At 69.6% G+C, this 19,889-nt stretch carries 15 protein-coding genes and 1 pseudogene; 7 read left to right on the forward strand and 9 right to left on the reverse strand.

What is annotated here, in order from left to right; all coding sequences use genetic code 11:
* Positions 1–34: 34 nt before the first annotated feature.
* The 6 genes and pseudogenes from AC5WRT_RS15790 to AC5WRT_RS15815 form a co-directional block, all read right to left on the reverse strand.
* Entirely contained in the window at positions 35–1,237 is a 1,203-nt protein-coding gene (locus AC5WRT_RS15790; RefSeq protein WP_496093910.1) for a thiolase family protein, read from the reverse strand.
* The gene (locus AC5WRT_RS15795; RefSeq protein WP_496093911.1) at positions 1,234–1,878 is read right to left on the reverse strand and encodes a CoA transferase subunit B; all 645 of its coding nucleotides are present in this window, start codon (positions 1,876–1,878) and stop codon (positions 1,234–1,236) included. The genes AC5WRT_RS15790 and AC5WRT_RS15795 overlap by 4 nt, the downstream gene beginning before the upstream one ends.
* Positions 1,878–2,633, reverse strand: coding sequence for a CoA transferase subunit A (locus AC5WRT_RS15800; RefSeq protein WP_496100335.1), 756 nt, complete (start codon positions 2,631–2,633; stop codon positions 1,878–1,880). Before AC5WRT_RS15800 ends, AC5WRT_RS15795 begins: the two co-directional genes overlap by 1 nt.
* Positions 2,634–2,855: 222 nt before the next feature.
* Positions 2,856–3,716 carry a DMT family transporter gene (locus AC5WRT_RS15805; protein ID WP_496100329.1) on the reverse strand — a complete coding sequence of 287 codons (861 nt, stop codon included), beginning with the start codon at positions 3,714–3,716 and terminating at the stop codon, positions 2,856–2,858.
* A gap of 57 nt (positions 3,717–3,773) precedes the next feature.
* A complete protein-coding gene (locus tag AC5WRT_RS15810; RefSeq protein ID WP_496093913.1) occupies positions 3,774–4,199 on the reverse strand; it encodes an SsgA family sporulation/cell division regulator in 426 nt (141 codons plus the stop codon).
* 175 nt (positions 4,200–4,374) lie between these two features.
* Positions 4,375–5,049, reverse strand: a pseudogene (locus tag AC5WRT_RS15815) (sigma-70 family RNA polymerase sigma factor); the annotation flags it as partial.
* 289 nt (positions 5,050–5,338) lie between these two features.
* Here AC5WRT_RS15815 and AC5WRT_RS15820 point away from each other — a divergent pair.
* The 4 genes from AC5WRT_RS15820 (at position 5,339) to AC5WRT_RS15835 (ending at position 10,671) form a co-directional block, all read left to right on the forward strand.
* A complete protein-coding gene (locus tag AC5WRT_RS15820) occupies positions 5,339–6,661 on the forward strand; it encodes a maleylacetate reductase (protein ID WP_496100330.1) in 1,323 nt (440 codons plus the stop codon).
* Positions 6,654–7,523, forward strand: coding sequence for a dioxygenase family protein (locus tag AC5WRT_RS15825; RefSeq protein ID WP_496093915.1), 870 nt, complete (start codon positions 6,654–6,656; stop codon positions 7,521–7,523). The genes AC5WRT_RS15820 and AC5WRT_RS15825 overlap by 8 nt, the downstream gene beginning before the upstream one ends.
* Before the next feature lie 106 nt (positions 7,524–7,629).
* Positions 7,630–8,118, forward strand: coding sequence for a flavin reductase family protein (locus AC5WRT_RS15830; protein ID WP_496093916.1), 489 nt, complete (start codon positions 7,630–7,632; stop codon positions 8,116–8,118).
* Positions 8,119–8,451: 333 nt separating this feature from the next.
* The gene (locus AC5WRT_RS15835) at positions 8,452–10,671 is read left to right on the forward strand and encodes a winged helix-turn-helix domain-containing protein (protein WP_496093917.1); all 2,220 of its coding nucleotides are present in this window, start codon (positions 8,452–8,454) and stop codon (positions 10,669–10,671) included.
* Positions 10,672–10,690: 19 nt separating this feature from the next.
* Here AC5WRT_RS15835 and AC5WRT_RS15840 read toward each other — a convergent pair whose 3' ends face one another.
* Positions 10,691–12,226: a 4-hydroxyphenylacetate 3-hydroxylase family protein gene (locus AC5WRT_RS15840; RefSeq protein WP_496100331.1), complete on the reverse strand. Its 1,536-nt coding sequence runs from the start codon at positions 12,224–12,226 to the stop codon at positions 10,691–10,693.
* Between the two features lie 157 nt (positions 12,227–12,383).
* On the opposite strand from AC5WRT_RS15840, the gene AC5WRT_RS15845 reads away from it, so the two are divergent.
* Entirely contained in the window at positions 12,384–15,236 is a 2,853-nt protein-coding gene (locus AC5WRT_RS15845; RefSeq protein WP_496100332.1) for a helix-turn-helix transcriptional regulator, read from the forward strand.
* A gap of 306 nt (positions 15,237–15,542) precedes the next feature.
* On the opposite strand, the gene AC5WRT_RS15850 is transcribed toward AC5WRT_RS15845, so the two are convergent.
* Together AC5WRT_RS15850 and AC5WRT_RS15855 are read right to left on the reverse strand one after the other, a co-directional pair.
* Positions 15,543–16,058 (reverse strand): hypothetical protein, encoded by a 516-nt coding sequence (locus AC5WRT_RS15850; RefSeq protein ID WP_496100333.1) that lies wholly within the window; start codon positions 16,056–16,058, stop codon positions 15,543–15,545.
* A gap of 140 nt (positions 16,059–16,198) precedes the next feature.
* Positions 16,199–16,477 (reverse strand): hypothetical protein, encoded by a 279-nt coding sequence (locus tag AC5WRT_RS15855; RefSeq protein ID WP_496093921.1) that lies wholly within the window; start codon positions 16,475–16,477, stop codon positions 16,199–16,201.
* Positions 16,478–16,791: 314 nt separating this feature from the next.
* Between AC5WRT_RS15855 and AC5WRT_RS15860 the strand changes: the two genes are divergently transcribed.
* Both AC5WRT_RS15860 and AC5WRT_RS15865 read left to right on the forward strand, forming a co-directional pair.
* Positions 16,792–17,580 carry an alpha/beta hydrolase family protein gene (locus tag AC5WRT_RS15860; protein ID WP_450861069.1) on the forward strand — a complete coding sequence of 263 codons (789 nt, stop codon included), beginning with the start codon at positions 16,792–16,794 and terminating at the stop codon, positions 17,578–17,580.
* Between the two features lie 106 nt (positions 17,581–17,686).
* Positions 17,687–19,270 carry an FMN-binding glutamate synthase family protein gene (locus tag AC5WRT_RS15865; RefSeq protein ID WP_496093922.1) on the forward strand — a complete coding sequence of 528 codons (1,584 nt, stop codon included), beginning with the start codon at positions 17,687–17,689 and terminating at the stop codon, positions 19,268–19,270.
* The last annotated feature ends 619 nt before the right edge of the window (positions 19,271–19,889 follow it).

The following is a 19,889-nucleotide window of genomic DNA, read 5'->3' on the forward strand; positions in this document are numbered from 1 at the left end:
TGTTCCCCACGACGGTCTGCTCGCCCCGTTCGTGTCAGCGTTCGAGGACGAGGGCGAGGCCCTGGCCCACGCCGATGCAGAGGGTGGCGACGCCCGTGCCGGAGCCGCGGCGGGCGAGCTGGTGGGCGACGGTGCCGGCGAGGCGGGCGCCGGAGGCGCCGAGGGGGTGGCCGAGCGCGATGGCGCCGCCCTGCGGGTTGAGGATCGCCGGGTCGAACTCTGGCCATTCGGCGAGGCAGCCGAGGACCTGGGCGGCGAAGGCCTCGTTCAGCTCCAGCACGTCGAGATCGGCGAAGGTCCGGGCGGCCTTGGCCAGGGCCCGGTCGACGGCCTCGACGGGGGCGAGGCCGAAGTAGTCGGGGTCGATCGCGGAGACTCCGGTCGCGCAGACGCGTGCCAGCGGCTCGCGGCCGATGGCCTTCACACCCTCCTCGTCGGCCAGCAGCAGGGCGGCGGCGCCGTCGTTGAGGGGGGAGGCGTTGCCGGCGGTGACCGTGCCCTGCTTGGTACGGAAGGACGGCTTGAGCCTTGCCATCGCCGCGAGGGAGGCGTTCGGGCGTACGCACTCGTCGGCCACGAACAGCTGGAGGTCGCCGTTGCGCTGCGGGACCGGAACGGGCACCAACTCGGCGTCGAACAGGCCCTGTTCCTGGGCGGCTGCGGCCTTCTGGTGGCTGTGCAGGGCGAACTCGTCCTGCTGCTCACGGCCGATCTTGTGCTTCTCGGCGATCAGCTCGGCTGACTCCCCGAGAGGGATGGTCCACTGCGGGTTCATCGCCGGGTTCACCATGCGCCAGCCCAGCGTGGTGGAGTACAGCTCGGCGTGGGCGGCCGGAAACGGTCTGTCGTTCTTGGGCAGGACGTAGGGGGCGCGGGTCATGGACTCCACGCCGCCGGCGATGGCGACGGAGGCGTCGCCGACTGCGATGGCGCGGGCGGCCTGGATGACGGCTTCGAGTCCGGAGGCGCACAGCCGGTTGACCGTCGCCCCGGGCACGCTGGTGGGCAGGCCGGCGAGCAGGGCGGCCATGCGGGCCACGTTGCGGTTCTCCTCGCCGGCGCCGTTCGCGTTGCCGAGGTACACGTCCTCGATGCGCGCTGGGTCCAACTGGGGTATGCGGGAGAGGAGTTCGCCGATGACCTGGGCGGCCAGGTCGTCGGGGCGTACGGAGGCCAGGCCGCCGTTGTAGCGTCCGATCGGCGTGCGCACGGCGTCGACGATGTAAACGGGGTTCATAGCAGGCCCTGCGTGACGGTCAGCTTGGCGTCGGTCCTGGCGATGATCTCCTCGACGTCGACGGCCGGTGCGCACTCGACCAGCACAAGCCCCTCGTCGGTGACGTCGAGGACACCGAGGTCGGTGATGATCCGGTTCACGCAGCGCCTCCCGGTCAATGGCAGCGCGCACTCGGTGAGGATCTTCGGCGAGCCGTCCTTGGCGGTGTGCGTCATGACGACGATGACCGTGCGGGCGCCGTGGACCAGGTCCATCGCACCGCCGATCCCCGTGATCATCTTTCCGGGGATCGCCCAGTTCGCCAGGTCCCCCTGCTCGGAGACCTGCATGGCACCCAGCACCGCGACGTCGATGTGCCCGCCGCGGATCATCGCGAAGGACAGTGCGGAGTCGAAGAAGGAGGCGCCGGGCAGGACCGTGACGGTCTCCTTGCCGGCGTTGATCAGGTCCGGGTCGACCTCGTCCGCACCCGGGTAGGGGCCGGTGCCCAGGATGCCGTTCTCCGACTCGAGGATCACCTCCACCCCTGGCGGCAGGTAGGTGGGGATCAGCGTGGGCAGGCCGATGCCGAGATTGACGTACTGGCCGTCGCGCAGCTCACGGGCGGAGCGGGCGGCCATCTCCTCACGAGTCCAGGCCATCAGCTGGTCACCGTCCGCCGCTCGATCTTCTTGTCCGCCGCCTGCTGCGGGGTGAGGGCCAACACCCGCTGGACGAAGATGCCGGGCAGGTGCACCGCGTCCGGATCGATCTCGCCGGGCTCGACCAGCTCCTCCACCTCCGCGATCGTGAGCCTGCCGGCCATGGCCGCGAGGGGGTTGAAGTTGCGGGCGGACTTGTTGAACACCAGGTTTCCGTGCCGGTCGCCCTGCGCCGCCCGCACCAGCGCGAAGTCGGTGCGGATGCCGCGTTCGAGCACGTACTCGGTGCCGTCGAAGACCCGCACCTCCTTGGCCGGCGAGGCCAGTGCGACCCCGCCGGAGCCGTCGTAGCGCCAGGGCAGCCCGCCCTCGGCGACCTGCGTGCCCACCCCCGCCGGGGTGTAAAAGGCGGGGATGCCCGCGCCGCCGGCGCGCAGCCGTTCGGCGAGCGTGCCCTGCGGGATCAGCTCCACCTCCAGCTCACCGGACAGGTACTGCCGCGCGAACTCCTTGTTCGCCCCGACATACGATCCTGTCACCCGTCCGATCCGGCCCGCCGAGAGCAGTACCGCCAGGCCCGAATCCATTGCCCCGCAGTTGTTCGAGACGACCGACAGCCCGCCGACGCCTCGCTCGAACAGGGCCTGGATCAGCACGTTCGGCACACCACTCAGTCCGAACCCGCCCACGGCCAACGACGCTCCATCCGGCACATCCGCCACGGCCTCCAGGGCCGTATTGACCAATTTCCCCATATTTTTCGGATCTCCAGATGCTCGCGTGAATTCTGTGTCCATCGCGGAGTGTTTTACGCCGCCGACATGTCCGCCCGATGTGCATTCAGCCTGCCGGGGCCGTCCGCTGAGACCTGGTTCCACGGTCCGATGCCACGGCGCGCTTGGCCATCCCGCAGATCGGCGATATTGGCTGCGATTCAAGGGTTGTGCCGTCGGCCGTTCTCGCACGAATCGGGTATTTCACATTCCTGCGGGAACGAGATGCTGACGTGACAGGCGGGCGACCCCGTACGCCACCAGCGCGAGCCCGAGCACCTGGAGGGTCAGCCACCAGCCACCACGCAGCCTTTCCCCGTAGAGGGTGACGCCGAGGGCCAGGCTCACCAGGGTGTCCCCGAGGGTCAGGGCAGGCTGGGAGGCGACCAGCGGTCCGGACTGCATGGCGTTCTCCAGCAGGAACAGGGCGCACACGCCGAGGGCTGCGAACGCATAGGTCTGCCATGTGGTGAAGAAGGCACCCGTACCCCGGCGGCTGAGGGCGGCGGTCGAGGACTTCATGAGCGCGGCAGTGAGGGAGTAGGAGACGGCGGCGGCCAGGCCCATGCACGCGGCGCGCGCCGCGCCGTTGGGCAGCCTGACCGCGACGCTGCACAGCACCACCACGGCGAGCAGGCAGCAGGTCAGTACCGCTGTCCACCGGGCCGCGGGGATCCCGAGAGTGCCACCGGTCGGCGCGGCCGCGAACAACGCCAGGCCCAGGCCGCCCCCGATACTGCCGACGGGCACCCAGCCGGCCCGGGGCAACGGGCGCCCGAAGACGATGCTCGCGAGCAGCAGCACGAACGGCAACTCCAGCATGAAGAGCGGCTGTACGACCGCCAGGGCGCCGGTGGCCAGCGCGGCGCCCTGGAAGATCGCCGACAGGGCGACCCCACCTATGCCGAGCAGCCAGACCGGAGTGCGCAGCAGGTCCCACATCAGGCCGATGCGCAGACCGCCGGACTGCGGGACGACGGTGGCGGCCCGGCGCTGCATCACGGTTCCCAGTGCGTTGGTTGCCGCTGCGAGCAGAGCGAAGATCGGCGACAGCACGGTCAACATCGTGGTCTCCTGTCCCGAGATCACTGTGATCGATGATCGATCGATCGTGGGTGTGGGTCAGTGCTCCGCGAGAAGATGCATCAGTTGGGCGTCCAGGTCGACATGCACGTGCTCGGTGCCGGGTGACACCACCGCATCGGTGCGTTGCAGGAACTCCGTCACCACCGGCCAGGGGAACATGAGGTCCGCCCGTCCTGCGGGCGGCGTGAGGACGACCTGCACCATGTGCTGTCCCTGGTGCCAAGCAGGGCGCAGGCGGACGTCGCCGATACCGACTGGCTGGAGCAGCCCCTCTCTCAGGAGCTCACGGGCGAAGAACCACTCGACCGCCCGGTCACCGCCGAGGCGGAAGATCGCACGGACCGCGTGGGGATCGTCGGGACGATAGCCCAGTCGCGTGGACACGGGCACCGCCGAGCCGTCCGGCATGACGAGGAGTGCACATGCCTCGGCATCGACGGCACCGGTGCTGGGTCTCGGCATCTCTTCCTCACTCACTCGGTACGGGAGCCGAGCCCTCCGGCCCGGGGCTGTCCCGGACACCGGGCCGGAGGGCTGTCAACGGGTGTTCCATGCGCTCTTGGAACACCGCTGGCCCCTGCGTGCATCCCGCCTTCCGCCGCCGTCCCGGGTGACCTCGCTCACCGGCCCGTGGTGCGGACCCACTGCCTCGAACGTGGCCCGCCGGGACGAGACGGTGCTCCTGGGCATAGCCCTCCAGCAGCGAGCGCAGCCGTCGGTGACCTCGGTGCAGTCGGGACAGCACGGTGCCGACGGGAGTCTGCATGATGTCGGCGATCTCACGGGTGGTGAAGCCCTCGACGTCGAAGAGGTACACCGCCGTTCGGAAGTATTCCGGGACGGCTTGCAGTGCCGCCTTGACGTCCGGGTCGGGCAGGTGGTCGAGCGCCTCGGCCTCGGCGGAGCGCAGTCCCGACGAGGTGTGCGAGGCCGCGCGGGCGATCTGCCAGTCCGCGATCGCCGTCGTGTCGTCGCGTTGCGGCCGCCTGCGTTGACCGCGGCGGTAGTTGAGGAACGTGGTGGTGAGGATGCGGTACAGCCAGGCGCTGAGATTCGTGCCCTCGCGGAACTGGTGGAACGAGGCGTAGGCCCGGGCGTACGTCTCCTGGAGCAGGTCCTCGGCGTCGGTCGGACTGCCGGTCATCCGCACGGCGGCCGCGAAAAGCCGGTCACGGTGTACCAGTGCCGGTTCGAAGCGGGCCTGCATGTCGTGGTCCGCCGCGGCCTTCGTGTCCTCATCGGTCGTCCCCGTCGCCGCCGGACTCAGCGGGATGTCGGGGTCGGCCTCGCAGTCGGGTCCGGTTCCGGTCATGGTGCCTCCTGGGGTGGTGACGACGTCCGGATCTCAGCCGTCGATCAGGTGCGCGCCGGACCGGTCCGCACCTAGGGCGTGTTTCGAAAGTAGCGTCGTCCCCCGGAGACCAGGCGGGACTTTCGAAGCACGCCCTAGTCCGGGAGACGCACGGACAGCGGCCGTATTCCTGGGTTCGGCACCCCCGACCTGAACCCTCGCCCCTCGTGAATGCGGCCCCCCGGACGCCGTTCCGGTGACCTCGACCGGCATATCCGCCTGGCAGAGGTCCGGATCCAGGATCCAGCCCATGGACACCCACCGCATCGCGCAGACGAGTGATGTCCGTCGGGAGCCGGAGGCCCCGGGCGCGGAGCCTGTCGCACGAACAAGGTATTTCAACGCCGGCGCCCGTTATCCCTCGCGGATTACGTTGACCCCCGTCATTCAGGCATCGAGAGTCTTGGTTCCAAGCAGACGGCGGGACTGGGGAATTCTCATGAAGACATTCGTGCATCGTGGACAGATCACCAAGGTGGTCTTCGGTAGCGGTACGCGCAGCCGTATTCCTGAAGACGCTGATGCCCTCGGATGCCGTCGGGTGCTCATCCTGTGCACACCTGGTCAAGCGGGCCAGGCAGTGGAGGTACACGACATACTGGGTACGGCGGCGGTGGGAACCTTCACGGAAGCGGCTCCGCACACCCCCGTCGAGGTCACGGAGAAGGCCGTCGCGTATGCCAGAGCCGTGGGAGCGGACTCGGTGCTCGCCATCGGCGGTGGCTCGACGATCGGCCTCGGCAAGGCGATCGCTCTGCGGACCGGGCTGCCACAGCTGGCGTTGCCCACCACCTACGCCGGCTCGGAGATGACGCCGATCCTCGGAGAGACCGAAGGGCGCCGGAAGACGACCCGCCGGCTGCCGGAAGTGCTGCCGAAGACCGTGGTGTACGACGTCGACCTGACGTTCACGTTTCCCGCGGCGGCATCGGTGGTCAGCGGCGTCAACGCGATGGCGCACGCGGTGGAGGCCCTCTACGCACAGGACCGGGACCCGCTCGCCTTCCTGATGGCCGGTGAAGCGCTCGAATCCCTCATCCGCTCCCTCCCGGTCGTCGCACAACGTCCGGACGACCGCGAGGCGCGGGCCGACGCCCTGTACGGGGCGTGGCTGGCGGGCACGTGCCTCGGCACGGTGGGCATGGCCCTGCACCACAAGGTGTGCCACGTCCTGGGCGGCACGTTCGGGCTTCCGCACGCCGAAACCCACACGGTCGTGCTGCCGCACGTCGTCGCCTACAACGCACCGGCGGCGCCCGAGGCCATGGCACGCATCGCAAGGGCGCTGTCGGCGGCCGACGCCGCGAAGGGACTCTTCGACTTCGCGGGACGGCTCGGTGCCCCCAGGGCGCTGCGGGACCTCGGTATGCCGGAATCGGGCATCGAGCAGGCGGCCGAACTCATCGTGCGGGACGGCTACTGGAACCCGCGACCAGTCGAACGGACGGCGGTACGCGCCCTCCTGGCCCGCGCCTGGGCCGGACAGCCGCCGTGCACATCATCCGGCGACGGACATCCCCGGACCGGGTCCGCGGTCCACCACTCCACCACTACGGGAGCGCGTCATGCGTGATCTGACCAGCGACACCATCACCGAGGCCGTGATCTCGACGATGCGGGACACCAAGGACTCCCGCGTCGCCGAGATCCTGGAATCACTGGTGCGGCACCTGCACGCCTTCGTCCGCGACGTCGAACTGACGCAGGACGAATGGGCCCGGGGCGTGGACTTCCTGACGCGCACCGGGCAGACGTGCACTTCTACGCGTCAGGAGTTCATCCTGCTGTCCGACGTGCTCGGAGTCACCATGCTGGTCGACGCCCTGACCAACCGACGCCCCAGCCAGGCCACACAGAACAGCGTGCTGGGCCCGTACTTCAGAAAGGACAGGCTGCAGCAGGCAGACGCCGCCGACATCTCCGGCGGTCTGCCCGGTATCCCGCTCTTCTTCGAGGGACGGGTCGTGGACCATCAGGGAGCGCCGGTGGGCGACGCGGCGGTGGACGTCTGGCACAGCGACGCGGACGGCCACTACGACATGGAGGTGCCCGGACTGGACGAGCCGGCGATGCGCGGGCTGTTCCGCACCGACGAGACCGGGCACTTCGCTTTCCGTTCCATCCGCCCGTCCAGCTACCCGATACCCGGTGACGGCCCGGTCGGCGAACTCATGAGCGCGACCGGCAGGTCGCTCATGCGCCCCGCCCATGTGCACCTGCTGATCGAAGCGCCGGGATTCCAACGCGTGACCACCATGCTCTTCCCCTCCGACGACCCGCACCTGGACACCGATCCGGTGTTCGGCGTCAAGGAGTCGCTGGTCGACAGCTACGACACCTACCCGGCCGACGCCGGGCCCTGCCGGGGCACGACCGACGTGCCGTACACCCTGCTGCGCCACACCTTCGTCCTCGAACCCCGCGTCACGGACTGATCCCCACGGCGCCACCACGACGGGAGCCGGTCATCCACGAGGACGGCCGACGTCGAACACTTCCTCACACCGCGGGGCTCAGCCCCGAATTCACGGAGGTCCTCAAATGAGTGAAACCCTTGATGTCGTCTTCGGGTTCCGAGCCACGATGAGCCGGCTCGCCACGGGTGTCAGCGTGATCACCACATGCTCGGGCAGCACGCCCATCGGCATGACGGCGAGCGCCGTCTCCGCGCTGTCCCTCGAGCCGCTCCAACTGATCGTGTGCATCGGCAACCAGCTCTACACCCGGACCGCGATCGCTGAGCACGGTCGCTTCGCCGTCAACGTCCTCGGCGAGGACAGCGAGCACCTCGCGCGGAACTTCGCCGTTTCCAAGCCGGACAAGTTCGCGGGTGTGGAGACCATCGACGACCATGGGGTGCCGGTACTGAAGGACGCCATCGCGGCGGTCGTGTGTGACGTCGCAGCGGCGCTGCCCGGCGGCGATCACACCATATTCGTGGGCGACGTCCGCCACTTCGAACACCGGATGGAAGGTCGGCCGCTGCTCCACTTCGGCGGAGACTTCGGCACGCTCAGGCCCCCCTGCTAGTGCCGCAACGGGCAACGTTCGTCCCGTCGCGACGCCCGGCACGCTCCCCCACTGCCTCAAGGGCGTGGGAGGTGCCCCCACTCGCCGCACCGGGCACAAACCCACGTACAGCCAGTACGAGGGCTCGCACCCGGCACGCCGAGAGCACGCACCGGACGCCGCTCCTCGACGGGCAAACGTTGCCTGCCGCGGCACCAGGGCGTGTTTCAGCGGTCCGACGAAGGCTGCCGTATCCCTGCCCCGGTCTACTACGGCCCCCGGCGTCCGGCTCCTGCAGGCGAGCCGCGGGACGCCGGGGGCTCCACTAGTCCCGACGACTCCACCGAAGGTGCCATGACCAGTTCCGTGCCGACCTTCAAGCTGCGTCCTGGGGACCAGCCCCCGCACCAGCTGACCCGCCCCCGACTGCTGCGCCGGCTGGACGCGTCGACCGAGCCCGTGGTGGTGGTCTCCGCGCCCGCCGGTGCCGGAAAGACGGTGCTCCTGACCGAGTGGTCGCGAAGCCTCGCAACTCGTGGCGCGTGCGCCTGGCTCAGCCTGGACGCGTACGACAACGCCCCGAGCCGGCTCTGGGCCGGCATCCTGCGGGCGTTGCAGCACGTACGGCCGGAACTGCCCGTCCGCCCCCACAGCGGCGAGTGGACACTCGACGCGTGGCTCGAGGAGATCCTGCCGAGCCTCGTGAGCGGACTGGACGGACAGGGACCGCTCGCGCTGATCCTCGACGGAGTGGAATCGATCACGGACGTCGATGCGGTCCGCTGCCTTTCGGATTTCCTGACAAGGCTTCCGCAGGGCCTTCGCGTCGTTCTGTCGACCCGTCACGTACCGGGTGGGCCCGTACCGACCCTGCGGGCCCGGGGCGTCGTCGCGGAACTCGACCGGCACGACCTGGCGTTCACCCCCGAGGAGGCACAGGCCGTGCTCACCGATCTGCTCGGGTCCGCTCCGGATCCGGACACGTTGAGCGCGGTGTACGAGGCCACCGAGGGGTGGGCGGCGGCGCTGTGCATCATGGGCCGTACGCTCGCGCGCTCGTCGGACGGCGCCGACACGGCGGCCGACCTGGCCCGTGGCAGGCGAGCGGTCACCGAGTACCTGGCCACCGAGGTGCTCCACCGGCTCACCACCGAGCAGCGCGAGTTCCTGCTCCGTACCAGTGTGCTCGACGAGTTGAGTGCCGGGCCGTGCCGAGCCCTCGCCGGGGACCGGGCGGGCGTACTGCTGCGCGAGCTCGCACAGACCGTCCAACTGCTCGTACCCGTAGCCGCCGATCCCTCGGCGTACCGGCGTCACCGCGCACTGTCCGCGCTGCTCTGCGACCTTCTCGGATCCGAAGGGCGGGAGACCGCCGTGTCGTTGCACAGGACGGCGGCTCGGTGGTACTCACGGCAGGGCGAGACGACCGCGGCCGTACGGCACTGGGTGGGCGGCGGTGACGAGGCCGCCGCCGTCGCGTCGATACTCCACGACTGGGAACAGGCGATCTCGGCAGGCCGTGGTCGGGAGGTCAGACAATGGCTGGAGCTCTTGCCGCTCCGCACGGTCGCCGCCGACGCAAGACTGTGCGTCGTGGCGGCGATGGCAGCCCTGTCGGGGGGTGCTCCGGAAACGGCCCGGCGCTGGCTGGACGTCGTCCGGCTCAGGGGGCCGGGAGCGGAGCAGGTCGGCGAAGGCAGCTCGGTGTCCGATGCGGCGGCCGTCGCCCGGGCCGTGGCCTGCTGGCTGCAGGGGGAGGTCCTGACCGGCGACCGTCTCGCCGAAACCGTCTTCGCCGGCACCGTCCCGTTGACTTCCTGGCGTGCCCTGGCCTGTACGGCCCGGGGTACCGCTTCGCTGTGGACCTCCCGGTACGCGGAGGCCGAGGCGCTGCTCGGCGAGGCGACCCGTGACGCGCATGCCGCCGGGCACGGCCTGACGCTCGTCCGCGCGCTGGGGCTGCGGGCGCTGTGCGCCCTGTTGGCCGGACGCCGTGAGCCGGCGCGCATGCTGAGCGACGAAGCCCTGGACGCGGCCGGAACGGCCGGGCTGGAGCGGCACTTCGTCGCTGCGCCCGCCTACATCGGCAGGGCCGGCCTGCTCCTCGATGAGGGACGGGCCGACGAGGCCGAACGGACCCTGGCCGATGCGGAAGCGGCGCTGGCGGACTCGTCCAGGACAGGCAGCGAACCCCAGATGCACGCCTTGTATCACGGCACACGGGCACGACTTGCCACTGCGCGAGGCAACGCGGACGCCGCGCGGGAAGCCCGTGAGGCGGCCGAGCGGGCAGCGGCCCGGTGCGAGTCACCAGGAGTGCTCACGGATCTGCTCGGGGGAGTCGGGGAGGACACCGTCGTGCCGCTCGTCGTGTCCGGCCCCCAGGAGCTGTCGCTCGGCGAGCGCCGGGTGCTCCGCGCCCTGTGCGGTCCCCTGACACTGCGTGAGATCGCCGCCGAGTTCTATGTGTCCCACAACACCGTCAAGACACAGGTACGGGCGGTCTTCCGCAAACTCGGTGCGCACGACCGGAGCGCAGCGGTCGCCAGGGCCCGGGAGTACGGCATGCTCTGACCCGGGCCCCGGCATCCTGCTACGAGGCGTTCTGGCGAGAGGCGTCCTGGCGTCGGGCGTAGTCCGCCTGGGCCAGGTACGCGGTCTCCTGCTCCCCGTCGTTGCTCACGCTCTCGATGCCGCAGACCTTGCGCGCGAGGTCCGCCATGCTCCCGGTCGGGGACATCTCGGCGCGCTTCATGGTGAGGCTGCGGATGGCCAGCAGGGGCGTGCCGTTGAAGTTCTCGAAGACGCTGATGCGGTCGCCCCAGTCGGACAGGAACATGTCGCGGATCACCCGGCTGATCTTCAGCCGGTCGTGCGGCCTGCCGACCGGTCCGGTCTGCAGCGCCGTCAGCCACGGCCGCAGTTCGGGCCGCTCCCACTGCCCCTCGGTGGGATAGATGAGCGCGGCACGACCGGACAGGTCGATGAGCTCGTGGGTCAGCTCGGTGATGTGCTCGATGTAGTACGCCCGCCCGAAGTCGAACATCAGGACGTTCGGCTTGTAGATGCCGCCGGGAGTGAAGAAGCCTTCGTCCTCCGAGGCGATCACATGCGCCTTGAGCGTCTGGAGGAAGCCGGCGAACCGGGCGACCCGCGCCTGGACGGGCGGCAGTTGGTAGGTGCCGATGTGCTCGGTGATCAGCAGGGCCAGACCGAGCATCAGCTCGGCCTTGACCATGGCACGCACCAGCGAGTGGTAGTGCAGCCAGTCGAAGACGCGCTGCGGGTACAGCGACGCGTGCTGGGGGTTGCCGATGTGGAAGACCCGGTCCCAGGGGATGAGCACGTCCTCGAACACGATGATGCTGTCCAGCTCGTCACCCATCGAGGCGAGCGGATGCTCCACCTCCTCGCCCTCGCGGACGTTGCTCTCCCGGCAGATGATGGTGACCCCGGGGGTGTTGGTCCGCACCGCCCCGTAGATGATCTGCTCCGACACTATGCCGGGGCGGTAGAAGACGCCGATGTGGATCCAGTCCCCGAAGGCCGCGCCGGTGCTGATCGACTTCACACCCCGCACGGTGATGCCCTCGTCCGAGGTGGCGACCACCCGCAGTGCGGGGGAGATGGCCTGTGCGGAATCGCGCGAGCGGTCCGCCTGCGGGTCGACGAAGGCCGGCGTCGCGTTGAGGTCGCCGTCCCGCATCACGTTCCAGAAGTCGAGGATTCCCCGGGTGAGGTCCCGCCCGTCGGTCCCGACGGACTGGCTGCTCCAGGGCTCGGGGTCGTCGACGTAGGTCAGCAGGACGTAGTTGTTGACGTCCGGTGTGCGCGGTATCGCGCTGCCGCCCAGTTCCCGCTGCACCGTCTCCAGGTAGCGCCGCTTGCGCAGCAGGTCCTCCTTGGAGCGGTGCTGGAACCATGTCATGGACCGCCGGACACCGTCCTCGTCCAGGAACGTCATGACGTCCTGGAGGTCGGGACGGTGGTGCAGGTCGTAGAAGTCGGCGATGCTCCGGGCGTACGCCCTGGTCTTGGGGTGCGTGGCCACGTCGTCGACGAGTTCGTCACCCACCCACACCGTGCGGCCGTCGTTCAGTGCCGCGAGGTATTCCTTGCCTGTACGCACGTCGTGCTCCTCTCGGGGGCAAGAGATCTGGACGCCCCGAAGGATGTGTCGTGGCGGGGTGAGCGGACGGCACAGAACCGGCAATCACCCGGGTGAAAGCGCCGGGCACACATGAACCGGCGTTGAGGGCGATGTGGCCGTGCGGCATGCTGGCCCCATGCGCAGCACAGACCCCGTGGGTGACCGGCCCGGTGGGCGTGGGCACCGGGCCGTGAACGGCCTGCGCCTCAGAGGACGGGGCCGCGAGATGGCGGCTGTCCGTGAGGCCCTGGGCGCGGTGCGTGGCGGGCGGGGTGCCTGCGTCGTCGTGGAAGGCGCACCCGGCGTCGGCAAGAGCCGGCTGCTCGCGGAGCTGGACGAGATGGCACGGCGGTCCGGGTTCGACGTGGTGTCCGTACGGGCCGACGAGCTCGACCAGTACGCCGCGGGAGCCGCCCTGCAGTCCGCCCTGCAGTCCTCCGGCGGCTCCGAACGAGCGGCCGCGGCCACCGACGACCAGCGGCTGTGGCTGCTGGACAGCATCACGGACGCTCTGGAGGACCGCGCTCAGCGCGCCCCGGTGGCCGTGCTGGTGGACGATGCGCAGTGGGCTGATCCGGCCACGCTCCTGGTACTGCGCACACTGCCCCGGCGACTGGCGGCCTCGCGGATCCTGTGGGTGCTTGCGGTACGGTCGGAGACCGAGCGGCCGACCGTCGCCAGGGTGCGGGAGGACCTCGAACGCCTCGGCGCCCGGTGGCTGACCCTCGGCCCTCTGCCGCAGCAGGAACTGCAGCACATCGCGGCCGATGTCCTCGGGGCGAAACCGTCACCCGGTCTGGCCCGGCTGCTGCGGGGCGCCGCGGGCAATCCGCTCCTGGCGATCGAACTGGTGCGCGCCTTCGCCGACACCGACGCCGTCAAAGTGGAGGCGGGCGTGGCGAGCCTCCTGCACGACGGCATCCCGGTCGGCTTCCGGCGGACCGTGGCCGCGCGTCTGGACCGGCTTCCGGAGGATGCCGTGCGCCTCCTCCAGATCGGATCCGTCCTCGGCCGGGAATTCGACCTCGGCACGGCCGCCCGCATGCTCGGCAGGCAGGCCGGAAGCCTGCTGTCGGGCGTCGAGGCCGCCATGAACGCCGGTCTGCTCTCGGGTGACGGCCCACGACTGGCGTTCCGCCACGACCTCATCCGGCAGGCCGTCCACGAGAATCTGGCGCCGGCCGTACGGACCGCTCTGCACCGGGAGGCCGCCGACGTTCTGCGCGGCATCGGGGCACGATCGGCCGAGGTGGCCTGGCACGTCGTCCTGTCGGGCGGCCCGGTCGACGACGACGCCGTCACCACACTGACCACCGCGGTACGGGAGCTGTCCTCGTCGGCCCCCGACGCGGCCGCGGACCTGGCTCAGCACATCGCCGGACTGCTGCCCCTGCACGACCCGCGGCGCATCGCCCTGCTGACCGACGCCGCCGAGTACCTCGGCCGCACCCGCCGGGTGCACCAGGCGCTCGACCTGGTCGACGCCACCCTGTCGGACCGGCTGGAGCCGCTGCAGGAAGCGCGTCTGCGTCTGGTGGCCGCCGAGATCCACCAGGCCGCGGGCGACGACGCCGCCGCGATGACACACCTCCGGCAGGCCCTGGCCCTTCCCGCGCTGCCGGCCGACCTGCGCATCAGGCTGCTCAAGACCAAGGCGACGGGCCATGTGTACCTCGGGGACATCACCGCTGCCGAGCAGACCGACGTCGGGCTGGTCGAGGCCTCCTACCGCAGCGAGGACCCGGCCGTCGTCGTCAGCGCCATGGTGTTCCAGTCGCAGACGTTCTTCTACCGTGGGCGCCTGACCCGCGCCCTCGAACTCGCCGAGGAGGCCACCGCACGTGCCGGCACGGAGTCCGGCGTACTCCACCTGCGGCCGCCGCGGATTCCCGCGCTGTGGCTGGCCACGGTGCTGACCGCCACCGACCGGCTCGCGGACACCGAGCGGGTGCTGCGGGAGGGGCAGCGCGAAGCGGAGGCGCTGGGCCTGGGCTGGTCACTTCCCCACTGGCATGCGAGCCGTGCCTGCGCGCTGTTCGAACAGGGGGCGCTGGACGACGCGGCCGTGGAGGCCGAGTCCAGTCTGATGGTGGCCGACGAACTCGAGATCACCCAGCCGAATCCGCAGGCCCGCTCCGTCCTGGCACTGGTGGAGATCAGACGGGGCGACCTCGCCAGAGCCAGGGACCATCTGCGCGTCGCCGAAGCCGGATCCGGCCCGAGCACCCAGCGGTTCGGCCTGTGGGTGTCGCTCGCACGCGCCTGCCTGGCGGACGCGGAGGGCCGGGACAGCGCAGCGGCAGCGGCGCTGGGCGGCAGCTTCACGGACGCCGAGCCGGCACGCCTGCTCGCGGTGCCGCCGTCCCACTGGCCCGGGATCGCGCGCATGGCGCTCCGCGGCGAGGACCCCTCGCTCGCGCAGGCCGTGTCCCGCGCGTTGCGCACCCTCGCCGAGCAGGACGACAGCCAGCAGATCATCGGGACAGTCCGTGCCCATGTGGACGGCCTGCTCCACGACGACCGGGGTGCACTGGCGTCCGCCGTCAGCGGTTACCGCAGCACCGGCAGGCGGCTGGCCCTGGCCACGGCCCGCGAGGACCTCGGGAACCTCGTGGCCGCGTCGGGCGACACCACGTCGGCGATCCCGTACTTCGAAGAGGCCGGTGAGCTGGCGTCGGCTTCCGGAGCCCTGCGCGATCACGAACGGATCATGCGGCGCCTCAGACAGTTCGGCGTGCGCACAGCTGTCCCACGGCACCACACGACCGGCGCACCGGGATGGGAGAGCCTGACCGAATCCGAGCGCAAGCTCATTCCGCTCGTCGTGGAGGGCCTGACCAACCGGGCCATCGCCGACCGGCTCTACGTGTCCGTGCACACCGTCAACACGCATATGAAGCACATCTTCACCAAGCTCGGCATCAACACCCGAGTCGAACTGACCCGGCTGGCGATCGAACAGGGCGGCATCTCCGACGGGGCGCAGTGAGCTACGCCTGCGGCGGCGGAGCGCGGCGGCGAGGATCCCGTGAATGGGCGATGCCGGCGCCTGCCGTACGGACGCTGCCGATCGCTGACGGCGCCACAGGCACGGCGCCGTCAGCGATCCGATCACAAGCGGACGGCTGAGTCCGGGGACCGACCGGGTCGTTCCCCTGGGGCAGACCGGGCCGCGTACCAGGCGCTCGAGAAGGAGTACCGGCGTGGCAGGACTTCCCCTGTGTCGCGGACGGATGGTCAACCGCGGCCCGCGTCGGTCGGCACCGACGCGCTCTGAGCTCCGGAACCCCTCCGGTCATCCACGCGACCGCAGGCCCGGGGGCAGGCTCTCCCCCTCCGGTACCGGTTTCGTCCGGCTTGCGGCGGTGTCGCCGACGGCGGTGTGCGCGGGCGGCCATGGCAGCAGGGCGATCAGGGAGTGTGCCCGGTGGATGAGGAAGGCGGCGAGCGGCAGTTCGGTGGCCAGGGCAAGCCCCCCCGCCATCCAGACGTCCTCCGTGCCGGCGTCGAGCGAGACGTCGAACCAGGTGTCGCAGATCAGCAGGACCGCGGTGGCGTGCGCGTACAGAATGACCGAACGGCTGCGGCGCCAGGCCAGGAACGCCGTGGACGCCAGCGCCATGATGAGCAGCACGTCGAATCCGACCCAGGTCAGGCGCCACTCGTGCACACGGTGGGACGACGGCAGCTTCAGCCCCAGCATCACGGTCCAGGGTATGAGACAGGCGGCGCACGTGGCGAGCAGCTCCGCGGTGTGCCTCCTGCGGCGGTCCGGCGCGAGGCCGCGGTGGCCGGTATGTTCCTCGGTCACTTGCGGTCCGTCCTCGCGCACTTCCTTCGACACCGGCAGGTTTCCCGGATTCCACATGGGCACAGCCGTAACGTCGTTCCGGATATTCCCGCGGTGTGCCACCGAACTTCTCGGGCCGCGGGCGATGCCGGCGTCACCCACTACGGGCGTGCCAACCCGAACGTCTTCAGCTGCTCCCAGATCCACGGGTAGAAGCGTTCGTACCTGGTACAGTCCCAGACGTCTCCGCGATGTCCGTCGTGGTGCCCACCGACGGTTCCCGTCTCGGCCACGGCACCCGCTCGCGCAGGGACACGCGCGTCGGCCGGAAGAGCAGCCGCGTTCGCGGAACCCCCGGCGACGAGGAGGGTGCCTCCGGCGAATGCCAGAGCGGCGGCGGTGGTCGCTATACGCTGTACGAGCTTGTTCTTGGTGCGCAAGACAATCATTCCTTGGTTTCCGGAGAGTAGAAAGTGCCAACGCGGCCAGTTTCGATCAGGAAGGTGCGTAGTGCATCGCATGATCTGGTGATTGACTGCTGTCCAGGTGGGGCCGTGCTGCAGGTATGCATTGTGGGCTTGAGTCGAGACTTGGTAGTCACATGAATCGCTAGATTGTGCGATGTTCTCAGTTCCTCTCCGATCTACTCTGCCCAGAGAGCTGATATCGCTCGAGTTTTCTTGACTCGGCGGTCGTCTGCCGAAGAAAAGTGGCACACGAAACCAGATCGGGGTCGGGGGCGTGGAGGGCCGGGATGTCCAGGCGCAGTAGCAAAATCGAGTTCGTAGGCTCGCAGGGCGTCCCGCTCGTGGCGCGCCTGGACCTGCCGGAGGGGACGCCTTGGGCGTACGCCGTATTCGCCCCCTGCTTCACATGCGGCAAGGACTGGTTGGCGGCCGCTCGGATCTGCCGGGAGCTGGCCGAACGCGGAATCGCGGTCCTCAGTGTGGACTTCACCGGCATCGGTGAGTCCGGGGGTGACTTCGCCGACAGTACATTCAGCTCCGATGTGGACGATCTCGTGCGCGCCGCCGACCACTTGCGCGAGAACTTCACGGCACCGTCGCTCCTCATCGGGCATTCGCTGGGCGGCGCAGCCGTGCTGGCCGCCGCGCACCGGATACCAGAGACGGCGGCGGTGGCCACGATCGGTGCGCCTGCGGAGCCGGAGCACGTCGTGCACACGTTCGGCGGCAGGCGGGAGGAGATCGAGCGGAACGGGGAGGCCGAGGTGAGTCTCGGAGGCCGCGTATTCCACATCCGCCGGGAGTTCCTCGACGACATCTCCGCGCAGCCTCAGGCCGAGCGCATCCGCCGACTGCGTCACGCGCTCCTGGTGTTGCACTCGCCGATCGACGAGACGGTAGGTGTGGAGAACGCCCAGCGGATCCTCGACGCAGCACGGCACCCCAAGTCCTTTGTCGCGATCGATGGCGCCGACCATCTGCTCACCGATCGTGCCGACGCCCGCTACGTCGCGACGCTGCTGGCCGCGTGGGCCGGCCGTTACGCGCGCGGTTCGGTCCAGGCCGGGCCGGCGTGACGGAATTCGCACACCCCGAGCCGATAGGACTTCCGTGCGCCGAATGTGCCGTATATCGCATCATTCAGACATTGTGACGCTACTGGGACAGGAGTAGGTTTCGCACGTGATTAGAATTGCATCGATCGCATTTATTGGAGTCCTCGCAGTCGCATTCGGATCCTTCGCGGCGACCGTATCTCCCTGGTGGTGGCCAGCCGCTGTGCTGTGCGCGGTGTTGGCGGGCGTGGGTACCTACGATCTCCTCCAAAAGCGCCACTCGGTGCTGCGCAACTACCCTGTGCTGGGACATGTGCGCTTCATGCTGGAGTCGATCCGGCCGGAGTTGCAGCAGTATTTCATTGAGCGCAATTACGACGGCCGTCCCTACGACCGGGATGTGCGCAGTCTCGTCTATCAGCGCGCCAAGGGCCTGGAAGCGGAGCAGGCGTTCGGGACCGAACGGAACGTCTATGCCGAAGGCTACGAGTACTTCGAGTCGTCGATGAGGCCACGCCCGGTGCCGGCGGAGCAGCCGAGGGTCCGCATCGGTGGTCCGGACTGCACCAAGCCCTACGACATGGCCCTGTTCAATGTGTCGGCGATGAGTTTCGGCTCGCTGTCCGCCAACGCCATCCTCGCCCTGAACCAGGGCGCCGCCCTCGGGGGCTTCGCACACGACACGGGTGAGGGCGGCCTGTCGGACTACCATCTGCGGCACGGTGGCGACCTGGTGTGGGAGATCGGTACCGGATACTTCGGCTGCCGCACCGAGGACGGCCGTTTCGACCGGGCGCGGTTCGCGGAAAAGGCTGCTCACGACAGCGTGAAGTGCGTGTCGCTGAAGCTGTCCCAGGGAGCCAAACCCGGCATCGGAGGAGTGCTGCCCGGGGAGAAGGTCACCGCCGAGATAGCCCGGGTACGCGAAGTCCCCGAGGGGCGGACTGTCATCTCGCCCCCGTACCACGAGGTTTTCAGTACCCCACGGGAACTGATCCGATTCATCGCCGAGATGCGCGAGCTGTCCGGGGGCAAGCCGGTCGGCTTCAAGCTCTGTGTGGGCTCCCGGCGTGAGTTCCTGGCGGTGTGCAAGGCCATGATCGAGGAGGGCACCACGCCCGATTTCATCATCGTCGACGGAGCGGAGGGCGGCACCGGAGCCGCCCCGCTGGAGTTCGCCGACCATCTGGGCAGCCCCCTCACCGAGGGCCTCATCACGGTCCACAACGCTCTGGTCGGCGCCGGCCTGCGGGACCGGATCAGGATCGGCGCCAGCGGCAAGGTGGCCACCGGAGCCGACATCGTCAAGCGCATGGTGCAGGGCGCCGACTTCACCAATGCGGCTCGCGCGATGATGTTCGCGATCGGCTGCATCCAGGCGCAGAGCTGCCACACCAACACCTGCCCCGCCGGAGTCGCCACACAAGACCCGCGCCGCGCCCGTGCGTTGCACGTCGACGACAAGTCGGTCCGGGTCCAGCGCTTCCAGTCCGCCACGGTGAACAGCTCCCTGAAGATCATCGCCTCGCTGGGCGTGAACGGACCGGCCGAGCTGCGCCCGCACATGCTGCGCCGGCGCGTGGATCCGGTCACGGTCCGCTCCTACGCGGAGCTCTATGAATGGCTGGACCCGGGGCAGTTGCTGATCGAGCCGCCGGAGTCCTGGGCGGTGGACTGGAAGGCCGCCGATCCTGATCGTTTCGCCGCTTGACTGGTCTCGCCACGGTGAGCGGGCGGGGTGCGCCATCGAGGCCGGCACCCCGCCGCTCTTCGCCGTGCCCAAGTCGCGGCCCGTGCACGGCCCGTGCACGGCCCGCGCATCGACCACGTCCTCGCCCAGGCCCCGCCCGAGGCATGGCAGCGTCTGTCGGCGGGTGCGGGAGCCGAGGGCGAACGGTTCTACGACTGGGCAGCCGTCCGCTTGCCCGCGGTGTGGGAGTTCGACGGCGACGAGCCGACCCGGCAGCGGCGGATGCTGGGCCGCCGCAGCAGGAGCAAGCCCGACGAAATCGCGTACCACCTCGCCTGCGCCCCGCTGGCGGCCACCGTCGTAGAAGTACCAGGCCCGCCGCTACATGCGATGGTGCCGGCACATCACGCTCACCATGCTCGCCCACGCCTTCCTCACGGTGAGGGCCGTCCAGAAGTGAGAAAATGGGGTGACCCGGCCGACGCACCCGACCTCGTGGACCTCACAGCAGCTGAAATCCGTCGTCGGCTGGCAGCTGGAGCCCGCGCCACCCTCCTGCATGCCGCGACCACACGGTGAACTGGTCCGGATGGCGGCGTCGCCACCAAGTACGCGCCCGCCGCTGCGTCTAGTGCCGCGG

It is taken from the genome of Streptomyces sp. NTD91, from assembly GCF_059510455.1.